Below are 15275 nucleotides of genomic sequence, written 5' to 3' on the forward strand. Positions count from 1 at the left end.
AATTTACTAACGTACTCCTGAGTTTTCATGCATCTGTTTGTAAATCTCATATTTTTCTTTTGCATCCTGTTCTGCAATTTCAAAGTATTTTTCAGCTATTTCAGGGAAGGTATTCTTTAGACTGGTATAGCGAGTTTCACTTTGGATGAAGTCCCTGAAAGAAGCTGTAGGTTCTTTCGAATCCAGGATGAAAGGGTTTTTGCCTTCTTTCTTAAGCATGGGGTTATACCTGTAAAGGTGCCAGTATCCGGCTTCTACTGCTCTCTTTTGCTGCAGGCTGCTGTTGCCCATACCACCTTTTATACCGTGGGCAATACAGGGAGCATAAGCAATTATTAGTGAAGGTCCGATATAGGCTTCAGCCTCCTTAATTGCCCTTATGGCCTGGTTCATATTTGCTCCCAGGGCAATCTGTGCCACGTATACATAACCATATGTCATTGCAATTCTACCTAAGTCCTTTTTCCTTATCTTTTTCCCTGATGCGGCAAATTTTGCGACGGCAGCAGTAGGTGTAGATTTAGATGACTGGCCGCCGGTATTGGAGTAAACTTCAGTATCGAATACCAGTATATTGATATCCTCCCCTGATGCAATTACATGATCAAGCCCGTGGAAGTCAATATCGTATGCCCATCCATCGCCTCCGAATATCCACTGGGATTTCTTAATTAAGAATTCTTTTTTATCAAGGATTTGGGCTACCAGGTTATTATTTGCATAATTTTCAAGTAAAGGTAATAGTTTTTCTGTAGTGGTTTTTGATTCTTCACCCTTATCCTTGTTTTCCAACCATTCATTAAGAGCTTCATTTAACTTGACATCTAAATTTGTTTTTATTAGTTCCTTTGCTAAATCGGCAATTTTAGACCTGATTTGTGATATACCGAGGTGCATACCATACCCATATTCCGCATTATCTTCAAACAATGAATTGGCCCATGCAGGTCCATGGCCCCTGTCATTTACCGTATATGGAGTAGACGGCGCCGAGCCGCCCCAGATGGAGGAACAGCCTGTAGCATTGGCAATGAGCATCCTGTCTCCGAAAAGCTGAGTAACAAGTTTAGCATAGGGTGTTTCACCGCAACCTGCGCAAGCGCCTGAGTACTCAAGCAACGGTTTTGAGAATTGGCTTCCTTTGAGTGTAAATTTATCCATCAGATTGTCTTTTATTTTAATATTATTCGCTGCAAAGTCGAAGTTTGCCTTTTGGACCGCAACCTGCTCTTCAAAGGGCTTCATAATTAATGCTTTATTCTTGGCAGGGCATACTTGGGCACAAACACCGCACCCCGTGCAGTCCAAAGGACTAATTTGAATCCGGTATTCCAGACCTTCAAGTCCCTTACCTATAGTGGGCTTGGTAATAAAGGTTTCAGGTGCTGCTGCCTTTTCTTCCTTATCCAACAGGTAAGGGCGAATAACGGCATGAGGACATACAAGCGAGCACTGATTGCACTGTATGCAGTTTTCTACCTGCCATTCAGGTACATCAATTGCAATACCTCGCTTCTCCCAAGCAGCAGTACCCTGTGGGAATGTACCGTCTTCAGCACCAATAAAGGCGCTTACAGGCAATAAATCACCTTGCTGGCGGTTTATTACATCAAGTATGTTCTTAATAAAATGTGGTCTGAATCCTTCAACTTTAACGTCTAATTCTGCTTCCTCATCAGATATAAGGTTTGATACATCCACTTTTATTAAAGCATCCAAGGCTTGGTCTACAGAATCCCAATTCATCTTAACGATTTTTTCTCCCTTGCTTCCATAAGTTTTTTGAATGGCATCTTTTAAATATTTTACTGCGTCTTCGACAGGAATAATATTAGCCAGCTTGAAGAATACAGTTTGCATTATCATATTTATTCTTCCGCCAAGTCCCAGCTTTGAAGCTATTTCGTAAGCATTGATTATATAGAAATTAATATTTTGTTCCTTTAGATGTTTTCTCATATTATAAGGAAGTTTTTCCTTCAATTCTTCAGGTGACCACTGGCAATTTAATACAAAAGTACCTCCCGGTTTCAATCCCTCAATGATATCAAATTGAATTACATAAGATTCTTTATGACAGGCTATAAAGTCTGCTTCTTCAATAAGATATGTGGATTTTATGGGTTTCTTGCCGAAACGTAAGTGTGATACGGTTACACCACCTGACTTTTTGGAATCATAAGAGAAGTATGCTTGTGCATATAAATCCGTGTTATCCCCGATAATCTTTATGGCATTTTTATTCGCTCCAACTGTTCCATCTGAACCAAAGCCCCAGAACTTACAGTTTATGGTGTCTTCAGGGGAGGTCTTAATTCTTTCTTTAATAGGAAGCGAGAGATGAGTAACGTCATCTACAATACCTATAGTAAAGCCATTCTTAGGCTGTTCTTCTTTTAGATTATCAAATACGGCCTTAATTTGTGAAGGTGTCGTATTTTTAGAACTTAAACCATACCTTCCTCCAACAATTAAAGGAGCATTATTCTTATTGTAGAATAATGTTCGCACATCTTGATATAAGGGTTCTCCTAATGCTCCGGGTTCCTTTGTCCTGTCTAATACAGAAATTCTCCTTACTGTTTTTGGTAAAACATTAAAGAAATACTTTTCTGAGAAGGGACGGTAGAGGTGTACTTTAATTAATCCCACCTTTTCTCCTTTTTGAGCAAGGTAGTCAATGGTTTCTTCTATAGTTTCGGTTACCGAACCCATTGCTACAATAACATGCTCTGCGTCTTCACAACCGTAATATACAAAAGGATGATATTCTCTTCCCGTAAGCTTGAATATCTCCTGCATATAAAACTCTACAATATCAGGTACGGCAAGGTAAAACCTGTTAGATGCTTCTCTTGCCTGGAAGAATATATCAGGGTTTTGAGCAGTACCTCTCGTTACAGGGTGTTCAGGGTTAAGTGCGTTTTTCCTGAACTTTTGAATAGCTTCATAATCTACCAGTTTTGCCAATTCATCATATTCTAATACTTCGATTTTTTGAACTTCATGAGATGTCCTGAAACCATCAAAAAAGTGCAGGAAAGGTACCCTTGATTTTATTGCAGCCAGGTGGGCAATTCCACCAAGGTCCATAACTTCCTGGACACTGCCCGATGCCAGCATGGCTACACCTGTTTGGCGGGTTGCCATAACATCCGAGTGGTCGCCAAAAATAGAAAGTGCATGGGTGGCAATTGTACGGGCACTCACATGGAAAACCCCCGGCAAAAGTTCACCTGCAATTTTATACATGTTGGGAATCATGAGCAGCAACCCCTGAGAAGCAGTAAACGTAGTTGCTAAAGCTCCTGCAGCAAGCGCACCGTGCATAGCACCTGCAGCTCCTGCTTCAGACTGCATTTCTGTAAGCTTTACAACCTGACCGAAAATATTTTTACGCCCCTGTGCACTCCATTCATCAACCAACTCAGCCATTGTTGATGAAGGAGTTATGGGATATATTGCCGCAACCTCTGTAAATGCATATGCCACATGTGCAGCAGCTGTGTTACCATCCATAGTCTTCATTATTTTCCTCATATGTATTTTTCCCCTTTCATTATCATAAATAATTTATACCTCACTGTACAATTAAGTAAACACAATTTTATCCAGCTTTTCATGCAACGTACGGATCTTACGTATTATATTTAAAAAAACATATATATCTTAAGTTTTTCCTATTTAAGAATTGTGACTGTAATGTTAATGTTTTTTTGTATTTGATAATTTTATTGTTCTGTATTTTGTTACTGAATTAGATATGTGTAAGAAAGGACAGTTATGTATGCTAATTTACAGAAGTAAATATAATTTTTTAAATTTGAAAAGAATCATTGACAGGCTGGTGTATCATGACGATGCTGACTTGATAAACAGCCTTAGTAGAAAGAGCCAGGATTTTTTTATCTTACAGGCTATTGTGGGTTCAATATTTATGGTTTTAACAGGTGGAGTTGTATTGTCCGGATTTGCTGTGTATCTTGGCGCATCTGATGAGACAGTAGGTTATATTCCTTTAATTTCCAGCATTAGTGGTATATTTCTTGTATTTTCGGGACTTTTTCTTGAGAGATTTAAGAATATTAAGAAGTTAGTAATTTGTTTAAATTCAATTGCTAAGCCTTTATTAGTTTCAATAATATTAGTGCCTTTATTGATACCGGAAAAATTAAAAGTACTTGTTTTATTTATAATTCTTATTATAGGGTATTCTATTAATATGTTAATGTCATTAGCTATTAATAGTTGGTTTGTAAATGTTATACCATTAAATATAAGAGGACGTTATTTTGCCATTCGTCAGGTATTTGCCGTAATAATATCTGCACTTGTACCGTTAATAAGTGGTATTATTCTAGATATTACAGGTAAAAGCTATAAAGGTTTTGCTATTCTTTATGCTACAGCTTTGGTTTTTATTATTGCAGAGAATATTGCTTTCTGGAATATAGAAGATAGTTATATTGAGAATAGTGACAGAGAGAAGTTTAATATTGCCGACGTATTCCGAATGCCTTTAAAAAACAAAGAGTTTATGGGATTTACATATAAAATGATATTTTTCTATATGGTGCTATATATTTCAGCATCATTTTCTCAGGTTTATATGATACGTTACTTGAGATTATCGTATACATTTATAAGTACAATGTCAACAATTAATGCTCTTATTCAGATTTTTATACTCCCATGGTGGGGTAAAATCTGTGATCAACGTGGAAATGAATTTGCCTTGAGGATATCAATCTGGTTTTTTGCAGGAGATATTGCAATGTGGGCATTAGTATCACGAAGTAGTATGTTTGTTTTTATCCCTATGGCATATATATTTGGAGCTTTTTCGAATTCCGGATTTGCGGTAGCAAATTTTAATAGGAAATACAGTGTAATCCCTGAAAAATGTAGAACATTTTATGACGGGTTTTATACTACGGCTATAGGCTTAACATTGTTGATTGCCCCTTTTATTGGTGGAAGAATAAAATCTTTTCTCGCCGGAGCAAGTTTTGTACAGGGAAATATAGATTTTGGTGAGTTTAGAATACTTTATGCCCTGTCAGTTCTTGGAATTGTAAGTCTACAGGTTTTTGACCTATTAAAAGATAGAAAGGGGAAGGGAAAATTCAATGGTATTAATCAAACTTCCTAAACATTATGGTTATTACTAATTTCTTCCCATTTCCCTTGTTCTATAAAGGCTTTTGCCCGCGCTTCTGAGGAAAATGTTTCGGGATAACCCTGTTACCACAGTTAGTCATAGCCATAAGCCTTTCTTAAGAATATTGAAAAAATATAGTGCAATACACTTTTCAATGCGTTATAATATAGGATAAGTATAAGATAGGAAATTAGAAGTACAAGGATGATCGAGAGATACACAGATAATATGGAGCTCATAATGAAAAGAAGAGATGATTTTTATAAAACACTCAGGCACATAAGACCTGAAAGATTGATAATTGACTTAGGAGGAAATCCCCTCTCAAGTATGGAAGGACGCAGCATGTATAAGCTGCTTGAATTCCTGGGATACGAACAGGATAAGGATAACATAGATATTCTGCCATTTGGCAAAGTCCGTAAACTGGATGAGAGATTGCTTGAGTATTTTGATATTGATACGAGGTCTGTAGGTGCCATATTACACCCCAAAAAGTCATTATATAGGAAAGTATCTGATAATGAGTATGTGGATGAATGGGGGATTAGACGCAAATATACAGGCATGTACTGGGATATTGTGGATTATCCCTTGAAAGGTGCTTCCCTGGAGGATCTGGAATTATTTGAGTGGCCTGACCCTGAATCTATTGATATAAGTGAATTAGAGAATTACACCAGAGAAGCTGAAAGGTTATATAAAGAAACCGACTATATTATATGTGCTGAACACCCTGTTTACGGCATATTTGAATTGGGATGTTGGATGTGCGGTTTCGATGATTTTCTTTTAAAAATGGCTATAGATCAGGACTTTGTTAAAAGGTTCTTTGAAATTGTTTTAAACTATCAAAAAAAAATAATTGAATTGTATTACGGAGCATTAGGCAAATATATCCATTACACTTCCAGCGGAGATGATTTTGCCACCCAGAATGGATTGTTCATATCTCCCGACATGTTTAGAGAGTTAATTAAACCATATTTCAAAGAAAGAATAAGATATACAAAAACGTTTACAGATGCGGCATACCTTCACCATTCATGCGGCAGCGTTTTCCCATTGATAGATGACCTGATTGATTGTGGCGTAGATATACTAAATCCCATCCAACCCAAAGCAAGGGGTATGGACCCTAAACTCCTTAAAGACACTTACGGGGATAGAATAATCTTTCATGGAGGCATAGATACCCAGGACATTTTGCCCTACGGTACAAAAGAAAGTATAGAAGAGGAAGTTGAGAAAGTTATAAAAATCCTAAATAAAAATGGGGGCTATATTTTTGCTACTGCCCATAATATTCAGGAAGATGTACCGTGCCAGAATATTGTTTATATGTTTGAAGCAGCTAAAAAATTTGGAAGGGGTTAGGTTAAGGTTAAATATAATTTGCTTGGTAACAATGGAGTGCAAAGTATCTCCTATTTAAATTAATTGTGCTTTCGATTTCCTGCTATTTCCCATGTTCAATAAAGGCTTTTGCCGGTTCTTTATGTACTTGTTTTATCTATATTAAGAGTTAAATCAAAATGTTATTGATATTGTATTGTATATGGTGTTTACTTTGAGATATAATATTATTATGTAAAACCTAAAACCGTTGGCAGTTTTTGCTTTATACGAGCAGAGTGTGTTAGTTATTTAGGAGTAGTCATATGTTTAAGAAGAAAATACTCGTCATAGAAGATAGTGAATTAATATCAAACATGATAGCAGATATCCTAAGAGCAGAAAATTATGATGTTATTATAGCAAACAGTGGGGAGGAAGGACTGCTTAAGGTTGCCCAGGAAAAGCCTGATCTTGTATTACTTGATGTGATCTTGCCGGAAATGAATGGTTTCGAGGTTTGCAAGATATTAAGGGAGGATGAGGGTAATAACCTTATGCCCATTATTATTCTAACATCTCAGGTTAATGAAGATGATAAACTTAAGAGCTTGGAACTTGGCGCCGATGATTATATTATTAAACCTTTTAATCCCAGAGAACTTATAAGCAGGGTCAGAAACACCCTTATAAGAATAGAAAGGAACAGATATGTTAATCCACTTACAGGTTTGCCGGGAAATATTGAAATCCAAATGGAAATAAATCACAGAATTGCAACAAATAAAGTATTTTCATTTATTTATGCTGATTTGGACAATTTCAAGGCTTATAATGATGTATATGGATTTGCAAGTGGTGATAGGGCTATAAAACTTACAGCTGACATTATATGTGATAATGTACACATGCATGGTACATCCGGTGATTTTATAGGGCATATAGGTGGAGATGATTTTATTGTTATAACAATACCGGAATGCGTGGATAATGTTTGTAATGGTATTATCAATGATTTTGATACCAAGATAAAAAGTTTATATAGTAAAAGGGATATTGAAAATGGTTATATAACCACAACTGATAGAAGAGGAAATATTAATAAATTCCCTATAATGTCTATTTCAATGGCTGTTGTTTCAAATGAATACAGGAAATTTGTCACATATGCACATGTATCGGAAGTTGCTGCTGAGGTTAAGAAGTTTGTAAAATCAATACCCGGAAGTGCCTATTTTAAGGATAGGCGAAAAGATTGAGAGGGTTAAAAAGCAAATCCGCCGGAAAATAAATCCAGCGGATTTGCTTTTCAAGATTCTTAAAAGAAGCCTCAAGAGCAGATTCTTGCTTCCTTAAAAACAAGCTCCTACTCATCCAGTGCATTTGCAGGAAGTCCCATGGGCAATGGTGACGGACGTTGGCAGGTGCTGGCAACTTCATAGTGTTTACCATTATTTGATGTATCAAGGAATCCCAGCATTACATCCAATACATGATATGCCATATCTCCATTTGCTCTATGAGACCGGCCGCTGATTAATGCATAGGCCATATCTGCAAGCCCGATACCTCTGCTGTTTTCAGCGAAACCGTGAGTTAAAGGCACTTCACTCCATTGAGAAGCATCTTTTCTTTTTACATAAACCGGCCCGCCGAAAGTATTGGGATCAGGTACACTAAGGGAACCTTCAGTGCCATATATCTCTATTCTGGGAAGCTGTGCCGCCCATACATCAAAACTTGTAATTATTGTACCTATGGATCCGTTTTCGAAATCAATGACTCCGGCAATATGGGTAGGAGTATCAACAGTAATTTTGGTGCCGTATTTTGGTTTGCTTGTTATTGTCCTCTCAGGGAATGTAATTCTTGCTGAACCTGTTATCCTTCGTATTGGACCAATAAGGTTTATTAATGCTGTGAGGTAATAGGGACCCATATCCAACATGGGGCCTCCTCCAACCTTGTAATAGAATTCCGGGTCGGGATGCCAGCTTTCATGTCCATGGCACATCATAAAAGCAGTTGCCCCTATGGGTTCACCAATCCATCCGTCATCTATGAGTTTGCGACAGGTTTGAATCCCGCCTCCCATAAAAGTATCGGGAGCACACCCTACAAGGAGTCCTTTGGATTTGGCTGTTTTTAATATTTTTTGACCGTCTTCTCTTGTAATTGCCAGGGGTTTTTCACTATAAACGCTCTTACCGGCTTCTAACGCTGCAAGGCTGACTTCTGCATGAGCTTTGGGGATAGTGAGGTTTAGTACTATTTGAATATCGGGATCCGATAGCAGTTCTTCCACTGTACATGCTTTGGGAATGCCAAACTCTTCTGCCTTAGCTTTTGCCCTTTCAATATAAAGATCGGAACATGCAACGATGTCAAGGACTTCAAGCAGTTTGCCGTTCTTAAAATATATACCGCTTATATTCCCGCAACCGATGACACCAACTTTAACTTTTTTCATAATTGATTTCTCCTTTCACGTTTATTTTTATTGAAGCAGCGGCACGTAAAATGTCCCTATGCCTCTCCAGGACAACTCCAGTACCACTTCAGTACCACTAAAACATTTTCTTGTCGCTTTCAAATTCTCTTGCATCAAGGCCTAATCTTAATGCAACATCTTTGCCTTCTGCAGCCCATAAGAATCCTCTTCGCATTATTTCAAGGGCTTCTTTTATATTGAAAACATCTGCATGATGACCCAGGGAGCTGTAAAATACTCGGCCATGTCCCCATCTCTTTGTCCATACTACGGGGACATCCACATATCCATTGGAAGCATGATACCAGTTGACTACAGGAAAACGTGTGGTTGCCAGTACTTCAATGGCAGGGTCTACATGTACGTAATACTGCTCACTTTTTACCTTAAAGTCTTCAATTCCTTCTACAATAGGGCTTGAACCTCTTTTAATATTTACCATATATTCCACGCCGTCTCCGCCGGGATGGGAGACCCATTGTCCACCTGTCATAAACTGCCATTCAACGCTTTCGCGGAAAGCGTCGCACATTCCTCCATGACATCCAGCTAATCCTACTCCTGAGGCTACGGCTTCCATAACCGGTTTAACTTGTTCTCCGGTTATTTTCCCCATGGTCCACTCTGGAATTATTAAATGTAGGGATTTTAACTTTTCTACATCCAGGAATGCATCCAAAGTATCAGAAACTTCCACTTCAAAGTCACATTCTTCAAGAGTCCTCTTAAATATGTGTGCTACCTGTTCCGGTTCGTGACCAAGCCAACCACCCCAGACAATTAAAGCTTTTCTTTTCATTATTTATTCACCTGCCTACTTATTATTTATATTTATTTTATATTTACTTTAGGAAGAAAATTAAATTGGAACAAATATTGTTAATATCTTGTTTACTAAAGGACTTCAAGTCCTTGATTTATACCAGGTTATGATTGGTTGATTTTCTAACCACCAATTCGGGCTGTATAAATATTTCAAAATTATCCTTTTCATTTCTAACGTATTTAATAAATTCACCGGCACATTTATAACCCAGCTCATAAAAGGGGATACGTACTGTAGTAAGCTGCGGTGTAACGAGAGTTGCTATATCCGAATCATCGTAACCCACGATAGAAATTTCTTCCGGTATTTTAGTGCCATTTTCCAACAGCCCTTGAAGGAGGCCTGCAGCCATCCTGTCATTAGAGACAAAGACCGAAGAAGGTATCTTTTTAAGGGACAGTATTTTTTTTGACGCATAATATCCGCTTTTTCTTCCATAGTTGCCTTCAAAGAGCATTTCATTGTCAAAAGGGATATTGTATGTCTCTAGAGCTTTTTTATAGCCTTTAAGCCTGTCTATACTATTTATATAATACATTGGGCCGTTTAAAAAAGCAATTTCTCTATGTCCCAGGTCGATAAGGTGTTTTACCGCTTCAAAACTTCCTTTTACATTATCTGCATCTACGAAACTTATACCGGAGTTTTCTATGTAGTTATTTATAAGACAAAATTTATAACCCTCTTCTTTCAATTTTTTAAGCGAGGGATCATTGGCAAATGTCCCCAATAATATACAACCGTCTACTTTGTTTCCCCTGAAATACTTTACATAATCACCACCTGATATACTATACTTTCCATTATTTCTTGCATGACTGTGTACAGTATCAATGTCATGATAAAATAAAAGAAGATTATAGCCGTTTTTTGTAAGGGCATCGCCAATTCCGCTTAAAAGCTCTGCAAAGTAGTATACAGATAGCATATGGACATTTTGAATTCTTGGAATTACAACCCCTATATTTCCGCTTACCCCTTTTATAAAATTAGTTGCTATAATATTAGGATGATAGTCCAATTCCTTTGCGGCTTTTAAAACTCTGTCACGGGTAGCAGGAGATACTGAATTAGGGTTATTAAAAACCCTTGAAACTGTAGCACCTGACACACCCGCCTTTTTGGCCACATCATTTCTTGTCGCTACAACAATTACCTCCTTTCTCTAATGTTCCTTAATTTTGTACACGTGTACATTATAACTTAAAAAAATATTAAAGTCAATCAAATTTAACAATTTGACTAAAACTAAAGAAGTTTTACTAGATGCAGTTCTTAAAAACTAACTCTTGGAGTGCTTCTTTCAGCTTCGTCGGTCTTAAAGAAAGGCTCTTCTTTAAAACCAAACATTGATGCAATTATGTTAGTTGGAAACATTTGCACCGCATTGTTATATGTTAAGACAACATCATTATAAAATTGCCTTGCATAGCTTATCTTATCCTCTGTCTTTGAAAGCTCCTGCTGCAAGTGAGAAAAGTTTTCATTGGCCTTCAAATCAGGGTAGGCTTCAGATAATGCAAAAAGCCTACCTAATACTTGAGAAAGCTGGCCGTTGGCATTCATCATATCTTCCGGCGTTTTTGCCGAGAGGTATTTTGTCCTTGCAGAGACAACAGCTTCCAAAGTTTCTTTTTCATGACCTGCATAACCCTTTACAGTCTCTACAAGATTCGGAATAAGGTCAAACCTTCTCTTTAGTTGTACATCAATTTGGCTCCATGAATTCTTTACCCTGTTCCTTTTAATCACCAGGCCGTTGTACATAGATATTACAATTAATACCAAAACTACAATTACTATAAAAGCAATAATCCATACCATAAAAAACCCTCCAGTTAAAATATTTGCTAAAAATACACTTAAAAATACACTTAAAAATATATATTTACTTAATCCTGTCTCAAGCATCGCTTTTCGCGTCATCCGTGGTGCTCCAATATTTTCTTCACTTAAATTAAATACACCCAATATAGGAAATTAAAAAGCACCGCCACCGCTGCCACCACCACCTCCTCCTGAACTACCTCCGCTAAAGCCACCACCTTTTCCTGAAAGTGACGAATTCTTTGAATTAGCTATAGCAGTAGCTGTTGTAACCGCACTTTCAACTGTGCGTATGGTATCGTTAAATGTCCTTTCAAAGTTGCTAAAATACCCGTAAGACATCCCGTAGAGGAATGTAAGCTGGGGATTATTTAAATCAGTATCTTTAAAAACCAGTGGAAGTTGCTTTATTACTTCTTTTGCTACACCTAGAGATATTGCATAGACCAGGTAATGCTCCCATAGGATAATGGACTGGATTTCAGCCTCTCTTAAGCGGCTGAAGTCTTTTAAGAATTTTCTGAAAGCCTTCCACTTTGCATATTGTTCATTGCCATAGGAAGAACGTCTCTTAATTCTAGCAGAAAAAATTAGCATAATAATACCCAGGAATAGCAGTATAACGCCATAAGCTGTGTAGAAAGCTGCAGGTAATGCAATACCTGCAGCTATATAAAATATTGCCGACAGTATACCTATAATTTGGCCTTTCTTTGCAGAATTGTCAAAAAAATTATTTTTTTTGGCTTCCATTTCCGCTTTCTCACACCAGAGGTCATAGCTCCCTTTAAAGTCCAATGCAGTCTTGTTCTTCTTTGCATAATCTTTAATATCGTTTAATAATACATCATGTCCATTGCCGATTTCATTAATAAACCAGTTTATCAGAAAAGATTCATGAGATTTTAAGTCTGTTAAGGGTTTTTCATTATTTAATGAAATCATATACTCTGATACTTTTTTAGTTCCGAAAAGGGACTTTTTGTCCACATCAACTTTTTCAAGCAAAAGATATCTTTTCCTGACAAGGTCCATAAGGGTAGCCATTATATCCCTAGGATGTACACTACCCATACTCATGAGCACGCTCATTTCCGCAGGAGTGTATTCTCCGGGCAATTCTCTGTAATATTGACCAAAAAAGCTGTGCTTAAATTCTCTATCATATTTTAAATAGATATATATTATTATAGCAAACCATAGGGGCAGTAAAATTCCAAATAATATGTTTCCTATAAGGGAGAGCCTTTTTCGCCTTTCCTCTTGCTGTTTTAAAAACTCCCTGGCCTTTTCTCTTTCAATATTTGCTTCTTCGGCAAGTTTTTCTTCATATTTAAGAATATCCGATAAAGCATCTTTGGAAACTATATTCTTTGAATTGGGGACAAGTTTGTTAGGAAAGAGCACTCTCGTTTCGACAAAGGTTCCGGGCGACACTGCAGGTACTTTGAATTCAGCTGTCTTTGCATCAATTATTTCTGATTCTCCGGTTAAAGGGCCATGACCAAAAATGTTAATTTCTTCTTTTGTTGCACCCTCAGGTATTGTCACTTTTATATAGACATTATTAATAGGTACTTCCCAGCCGGTACCAATCATTTTTCTGTTAAACTCGGCAATGTCATTGTATCTTGTTACTGCATCCAGCAACTTGTACCTGTAAACAAAGGTTTTTTCTTCATCTTGTGAAGGCTCATATACCTTAAACATTGCCGTATTATTGGACAAATTAAAGGTATAAGTACCCCTTGCCCCGGAATTATTTTCTTCGGCTTTTACTTCGGTACCTTTTCGATTTATAAACACTTGCGGTTTCTCTATACCATTAGTCCCTGATAAATCAATATTAAGAGTTACACCATTAAATTTACCTGAGAAATTATAGGTTATGTGTTCTTCAACACTGGCAGAACCATCACTGCTAATATATACTAATATATTATACTTTGAAATGTAATATTCCCTGTCGCTGTCAGCCATTACAACAGTGGCAAATACAGGCATTACTGCAATAGTGGCAAAGGCAGATATAATCATCAGAACAACAATAATAGCAAATAAAAAAATTGCTGCAGCTTGTTTTTTTCTTCCCAGCATATAATAGGACCCCTACTTTCAAATTTAATGTATTTCTAATTTAACTTATTGTGCCATTTCATTATATTGTGCCATTTCATTATGAAATAATATTTAGCGATAGTTCTTAAATAAAACCAACACAATAAATTATATTTATTAAGCTATTATATCACACAGATTAATATGTAAATACATAAAAAAATTAAACATTAAAAGTAGGGAAGAAATACATCCTTTCCTACTCACTTTCAGTAGGATTTTCTAATTCATAAGAGTTAAAAACCGGATTTTTCTGAATATTTACTACCGGATCTATATGGACAAGGACCTCGAAAACATCCTTTATATCTTCCAGTAACTTTTCTTTTGTCAGCATCGCAATATTATGACCTTCTTCTACTGTTATACCCGGATCTACCCCAATTCCCATATCTACAAAAAGATGCTGTCCCATATATCTGGCTTTAATCCATGAAATAGAGATTACTCCATCTATACCCATTACTGATTCCTTTATACTGTTAATCTTTTCGCTACTTGGAGAAGAATCCATAAGACCTTTAATAGAATGCTTCAAAATATCAAATGCTACCTTAAAGATCAAGCAAGCAACAATGGCTCCGGCTAACGGGTCCAGGTATTCAAGAAAGTAAATATTAAAATAATTTCCAATAATACTTCCCAAAATACCAAAAAATGTACCTATGGAAGAATATGCATCTGAACGGTGGTCCCAGGCATTCGCCATAATTGATACACTGTTGATTTTTTTACCTTCACTATAAGTAATTCTGAACATTGCTTCCTTAACAACAATTGATATAACAGCAGCTACAATAGTAATGAAAGATGGAGTTGCAAAAGAATGATTAATTATTGATTCTATAATTCCCTTTACAATGGCAAAAGCAGCAAATATCAATGTAACACCCACAAACGCTGCGGCAATAGGCTCAATTTTACCGTGGCCGTAGGGATGCTCTTTGTCGACAGGTTTTTTAGCAATTTTAATGCCTATAAGCACCACAAGAGTTGCAACTACATCTGAACCGGAATGAAGGGCATCTGATACCATTGCTTTACTACCGCCGGTTAATCCTGCAAACAGTTTAAATAAGCTAAGGATTACATTACCGACAACACATGCGGTTGTTATTCTTTCTCCTTTTTTGTAATTTGTTTCCTGCATATAACCCATATGATTTACCTCCATTTTCTGTGCCATAGAGAAAAAAATACCTGTGGCACCGTAATTTACTTAAACTACAGTCCCACAGGTATTTTTACCTGCTGCCGGAAATACCAGCCCAGCCCCACGCATCGCTGATGCATCGCCTGCTCCGTATGATATTATAATTGTTTAAATTTAATATACTATAATTAATATACTATAATATATGCATAATTGTCAAGAAAATTCCCTTTTTTACAGAGCTGAAGCATGAAAATTTTATTCTTATCCATTAATAGTGGCTGCGTTAGTAATTTTATCCAATTATATAATAATATTACATAAATTTAACCATACGTTTAAGTCATCGGATAACACTATAACC

General features: G+C 36.8%; 10 protein-coding genes. 3 read left to right on the forward strand and 7 right to left on the reverse strand.

Annotation, left to right across the window (positions count from 1 at the left end; translation table 11 throughout):
- Positions 1 to 6: 6 nt before the first annotated feature.
- Complete coding sequence (gene nifJ / locus HPY74_06920; protein NSW90395.1) at positions 7 to 3540, reverse strand: pyruvate:ferredoxin (flavodoxin) oxidoreductase; 3534 nt, start codon at positions 3538 to 3540, stop codon at positions 7 to 9.
- Between the two features lie 247 nt (positions 3541 to 3787).
- On the opposite strand from nifJ, the gene HPY74_06925 reads away from it, so the two are divergent.
- From HPY74_06925 to HPY74_06935, 3 genes are all read left to right on the forward strand, one after another.
- Positions 3788 to 5152, forward strand: coding sequence for an MFS transporter (locus HPY74_06925; protein NSW90396.1), 1365 nt, complete (start codon positions 3788 to 3790; stop codon positions 5150 to 5152).
- A gap of 249 nt (positions 5153 to 5401) precedes the next feature.
- Entirely contained in the window at positions 5402 to 6538 is a 1137-nt protein-coding gene (locus HPY74_06930; protein ID NSW90397.1) for a methyltransferase, read from the forward strand.
- Between the two features lie 284 nt (positions 6539 to 6822).
- Positions 6823 to 7755: a response regulator gene (locus HPY74_06935; GenBank protein ID NSW90398.1), complete on the forward strand. Its 933-nt coding sequence runs from the start codon at positions 6823 to 6825 to the stop codon at positions 7753 to 7755.
- Between the two features lie 107 nt (positions 7756 to 7862).
- Here HPY74_06935 and HPY74_06940 read toward each other — a convergent pair whose 3' ends face one another.
- The 6 genes from HPY74_06940 to HPY74_06965 all read right to left on the reverse strand — a co-directional run bounded on the left by HPY74_06940 (position 7863) and on the right by HPY74_06965 (position 14917).
- On the reverse strand, positions 7863 to 8966 hold the full coding sequence (locus HPY74_06940; GenBank protein NSW90399.1) for a Gfo/Idh/MocA family oxidoreductase: 1104 nt from the start codon (positions 8964 to 8966) through the stop codon (positions 7863 to 7865).
- 97 nt (positions 8967 to 9063) lie between these two features.
- Complete coding sequence (locus HPY74_06945) at positions 9064 to 9786, reverse strand: ThuA domain-containing protein (GenBank protein ID NSW90400.1); 723 nt, start codon at positions 9784 to 9786, stop codon at positions 9064 to 9066.
- Between the two features lie 118 nt (positions 9787 to 9904).
- Positions 9905 to 10924 carry a LacI family DNA-binding transcriptional regulator gene (locus HPY74_06950; protein ID NSW90401.1) on the reverse strand — a complete coding sequence of 340 codons (1020 nt, stop codon included), beginning with the start codon at positions 10922 to 10924 and terminating at the stop codon, positions 9905 to 9907.
- Between the two features lie 164 nt (positions 10925 to 11088).
- Entirely contained in the window at positions 11089 to 11637 is a 549-nt protein-coding gene (locus HPY74_06955; GenBank protein ID NSW90402.1) for a LemA family protein, read from the reverse strand.
- 156 nt (positions 11638 to 11793) lie between these two features.
- Positions 11794 to 13737, reverse strand: coding sequence for a DUF2207 domain-containing protein (locus tag HPY74_06960; GenBank protein NSW90403.1), 1944 nt, complete (start codon positions 13735 to 13737; stop codon positions 11794 to 11796).
- 220 nt (positions 13738 to 13957) lie between these two features.
- On the reverse strand, positions 13958 to 14917 hold the full coding sequence (locus tag HPY74_06965; protein NSW90404.1) for a cation transporter: 960 nt from the start codon (positions 14915 to 14917) through the stop codon (positions 13958 to 13960).
- Positions 14918 to 15275 lie beyond the last annotated feature (358 nt).

The sequence above is a fragment of the Bacillota bacterium genome (genome assembly GCA_013314855.1).
Classification (GTDB): Bacteria; Bacillota; Clostridia; order Acetivibrionales; family DUMC01; genus Ch48.

Bases quoted from the DNA above. Each gene is read 5' to 3' on its own strand.
- nifJ (NSW90395.1), bottom strand. From the start codon at position 3,540: ATGAGGAAAATAATGAAGACTATGGATGGTAACACAGCTGCTGCACAT.
- HPY74_06925 (NSW90396.1), top strand. From the start codon at position 3,788: ATGCTAATTTACAGAAGTAAATATAATTTTTTAAATTTGAAAAGAATC.
- HPY74_06930 (NSW90397.1), top strand. From the start codon at position 5,402: ATGAAAAGAAGAGATGATTTTTATAAAACACTCAGGCACATAAGACCT.
- HPY74_06935 (NSW90398.1), top strand. From the start codon at position 6,823: ATGTTTAAGAAGAAAATACTCGTCATAGAAGATAGTGAATTAATATCA.
- HPY74_06940 (NSW90399.1), bottom strand. From the start codon at position 8,966: ATGAAAAAAGTTAAAGTTGGTGTCATCGGTTGCGGGAATATAAGCGGT.
- HPY74_06945 (NSW90400.1), bottom strand. From the start codon at position 9,786: ATGAAAAGAAAAGCTTTAATTGTCTGGGGTGGTTGGCTTGGTCACGAA.
- HPY74_06955 (NSW90402.1), bottom strand. From the start codon at position 11,637: ATGGTATGGATTATTGCTTTTATAGTAATTGTAGTTTTGGTATTAATT.
- HPY74_06960 (NSW90403.1), bottom strand. From the start codon at position 13,737: ATGCTGGGAAGAAAAAAACAAGCTGCAGCAATTTTTTTATTTGCTATT.
- HPY74_06965 (NSW90404.1), bottom strand. From the start codon at position 14,917: ATGGGTTATATGCAGGAAACAAATTACAAAAAAGGAGAAAGAATAACA.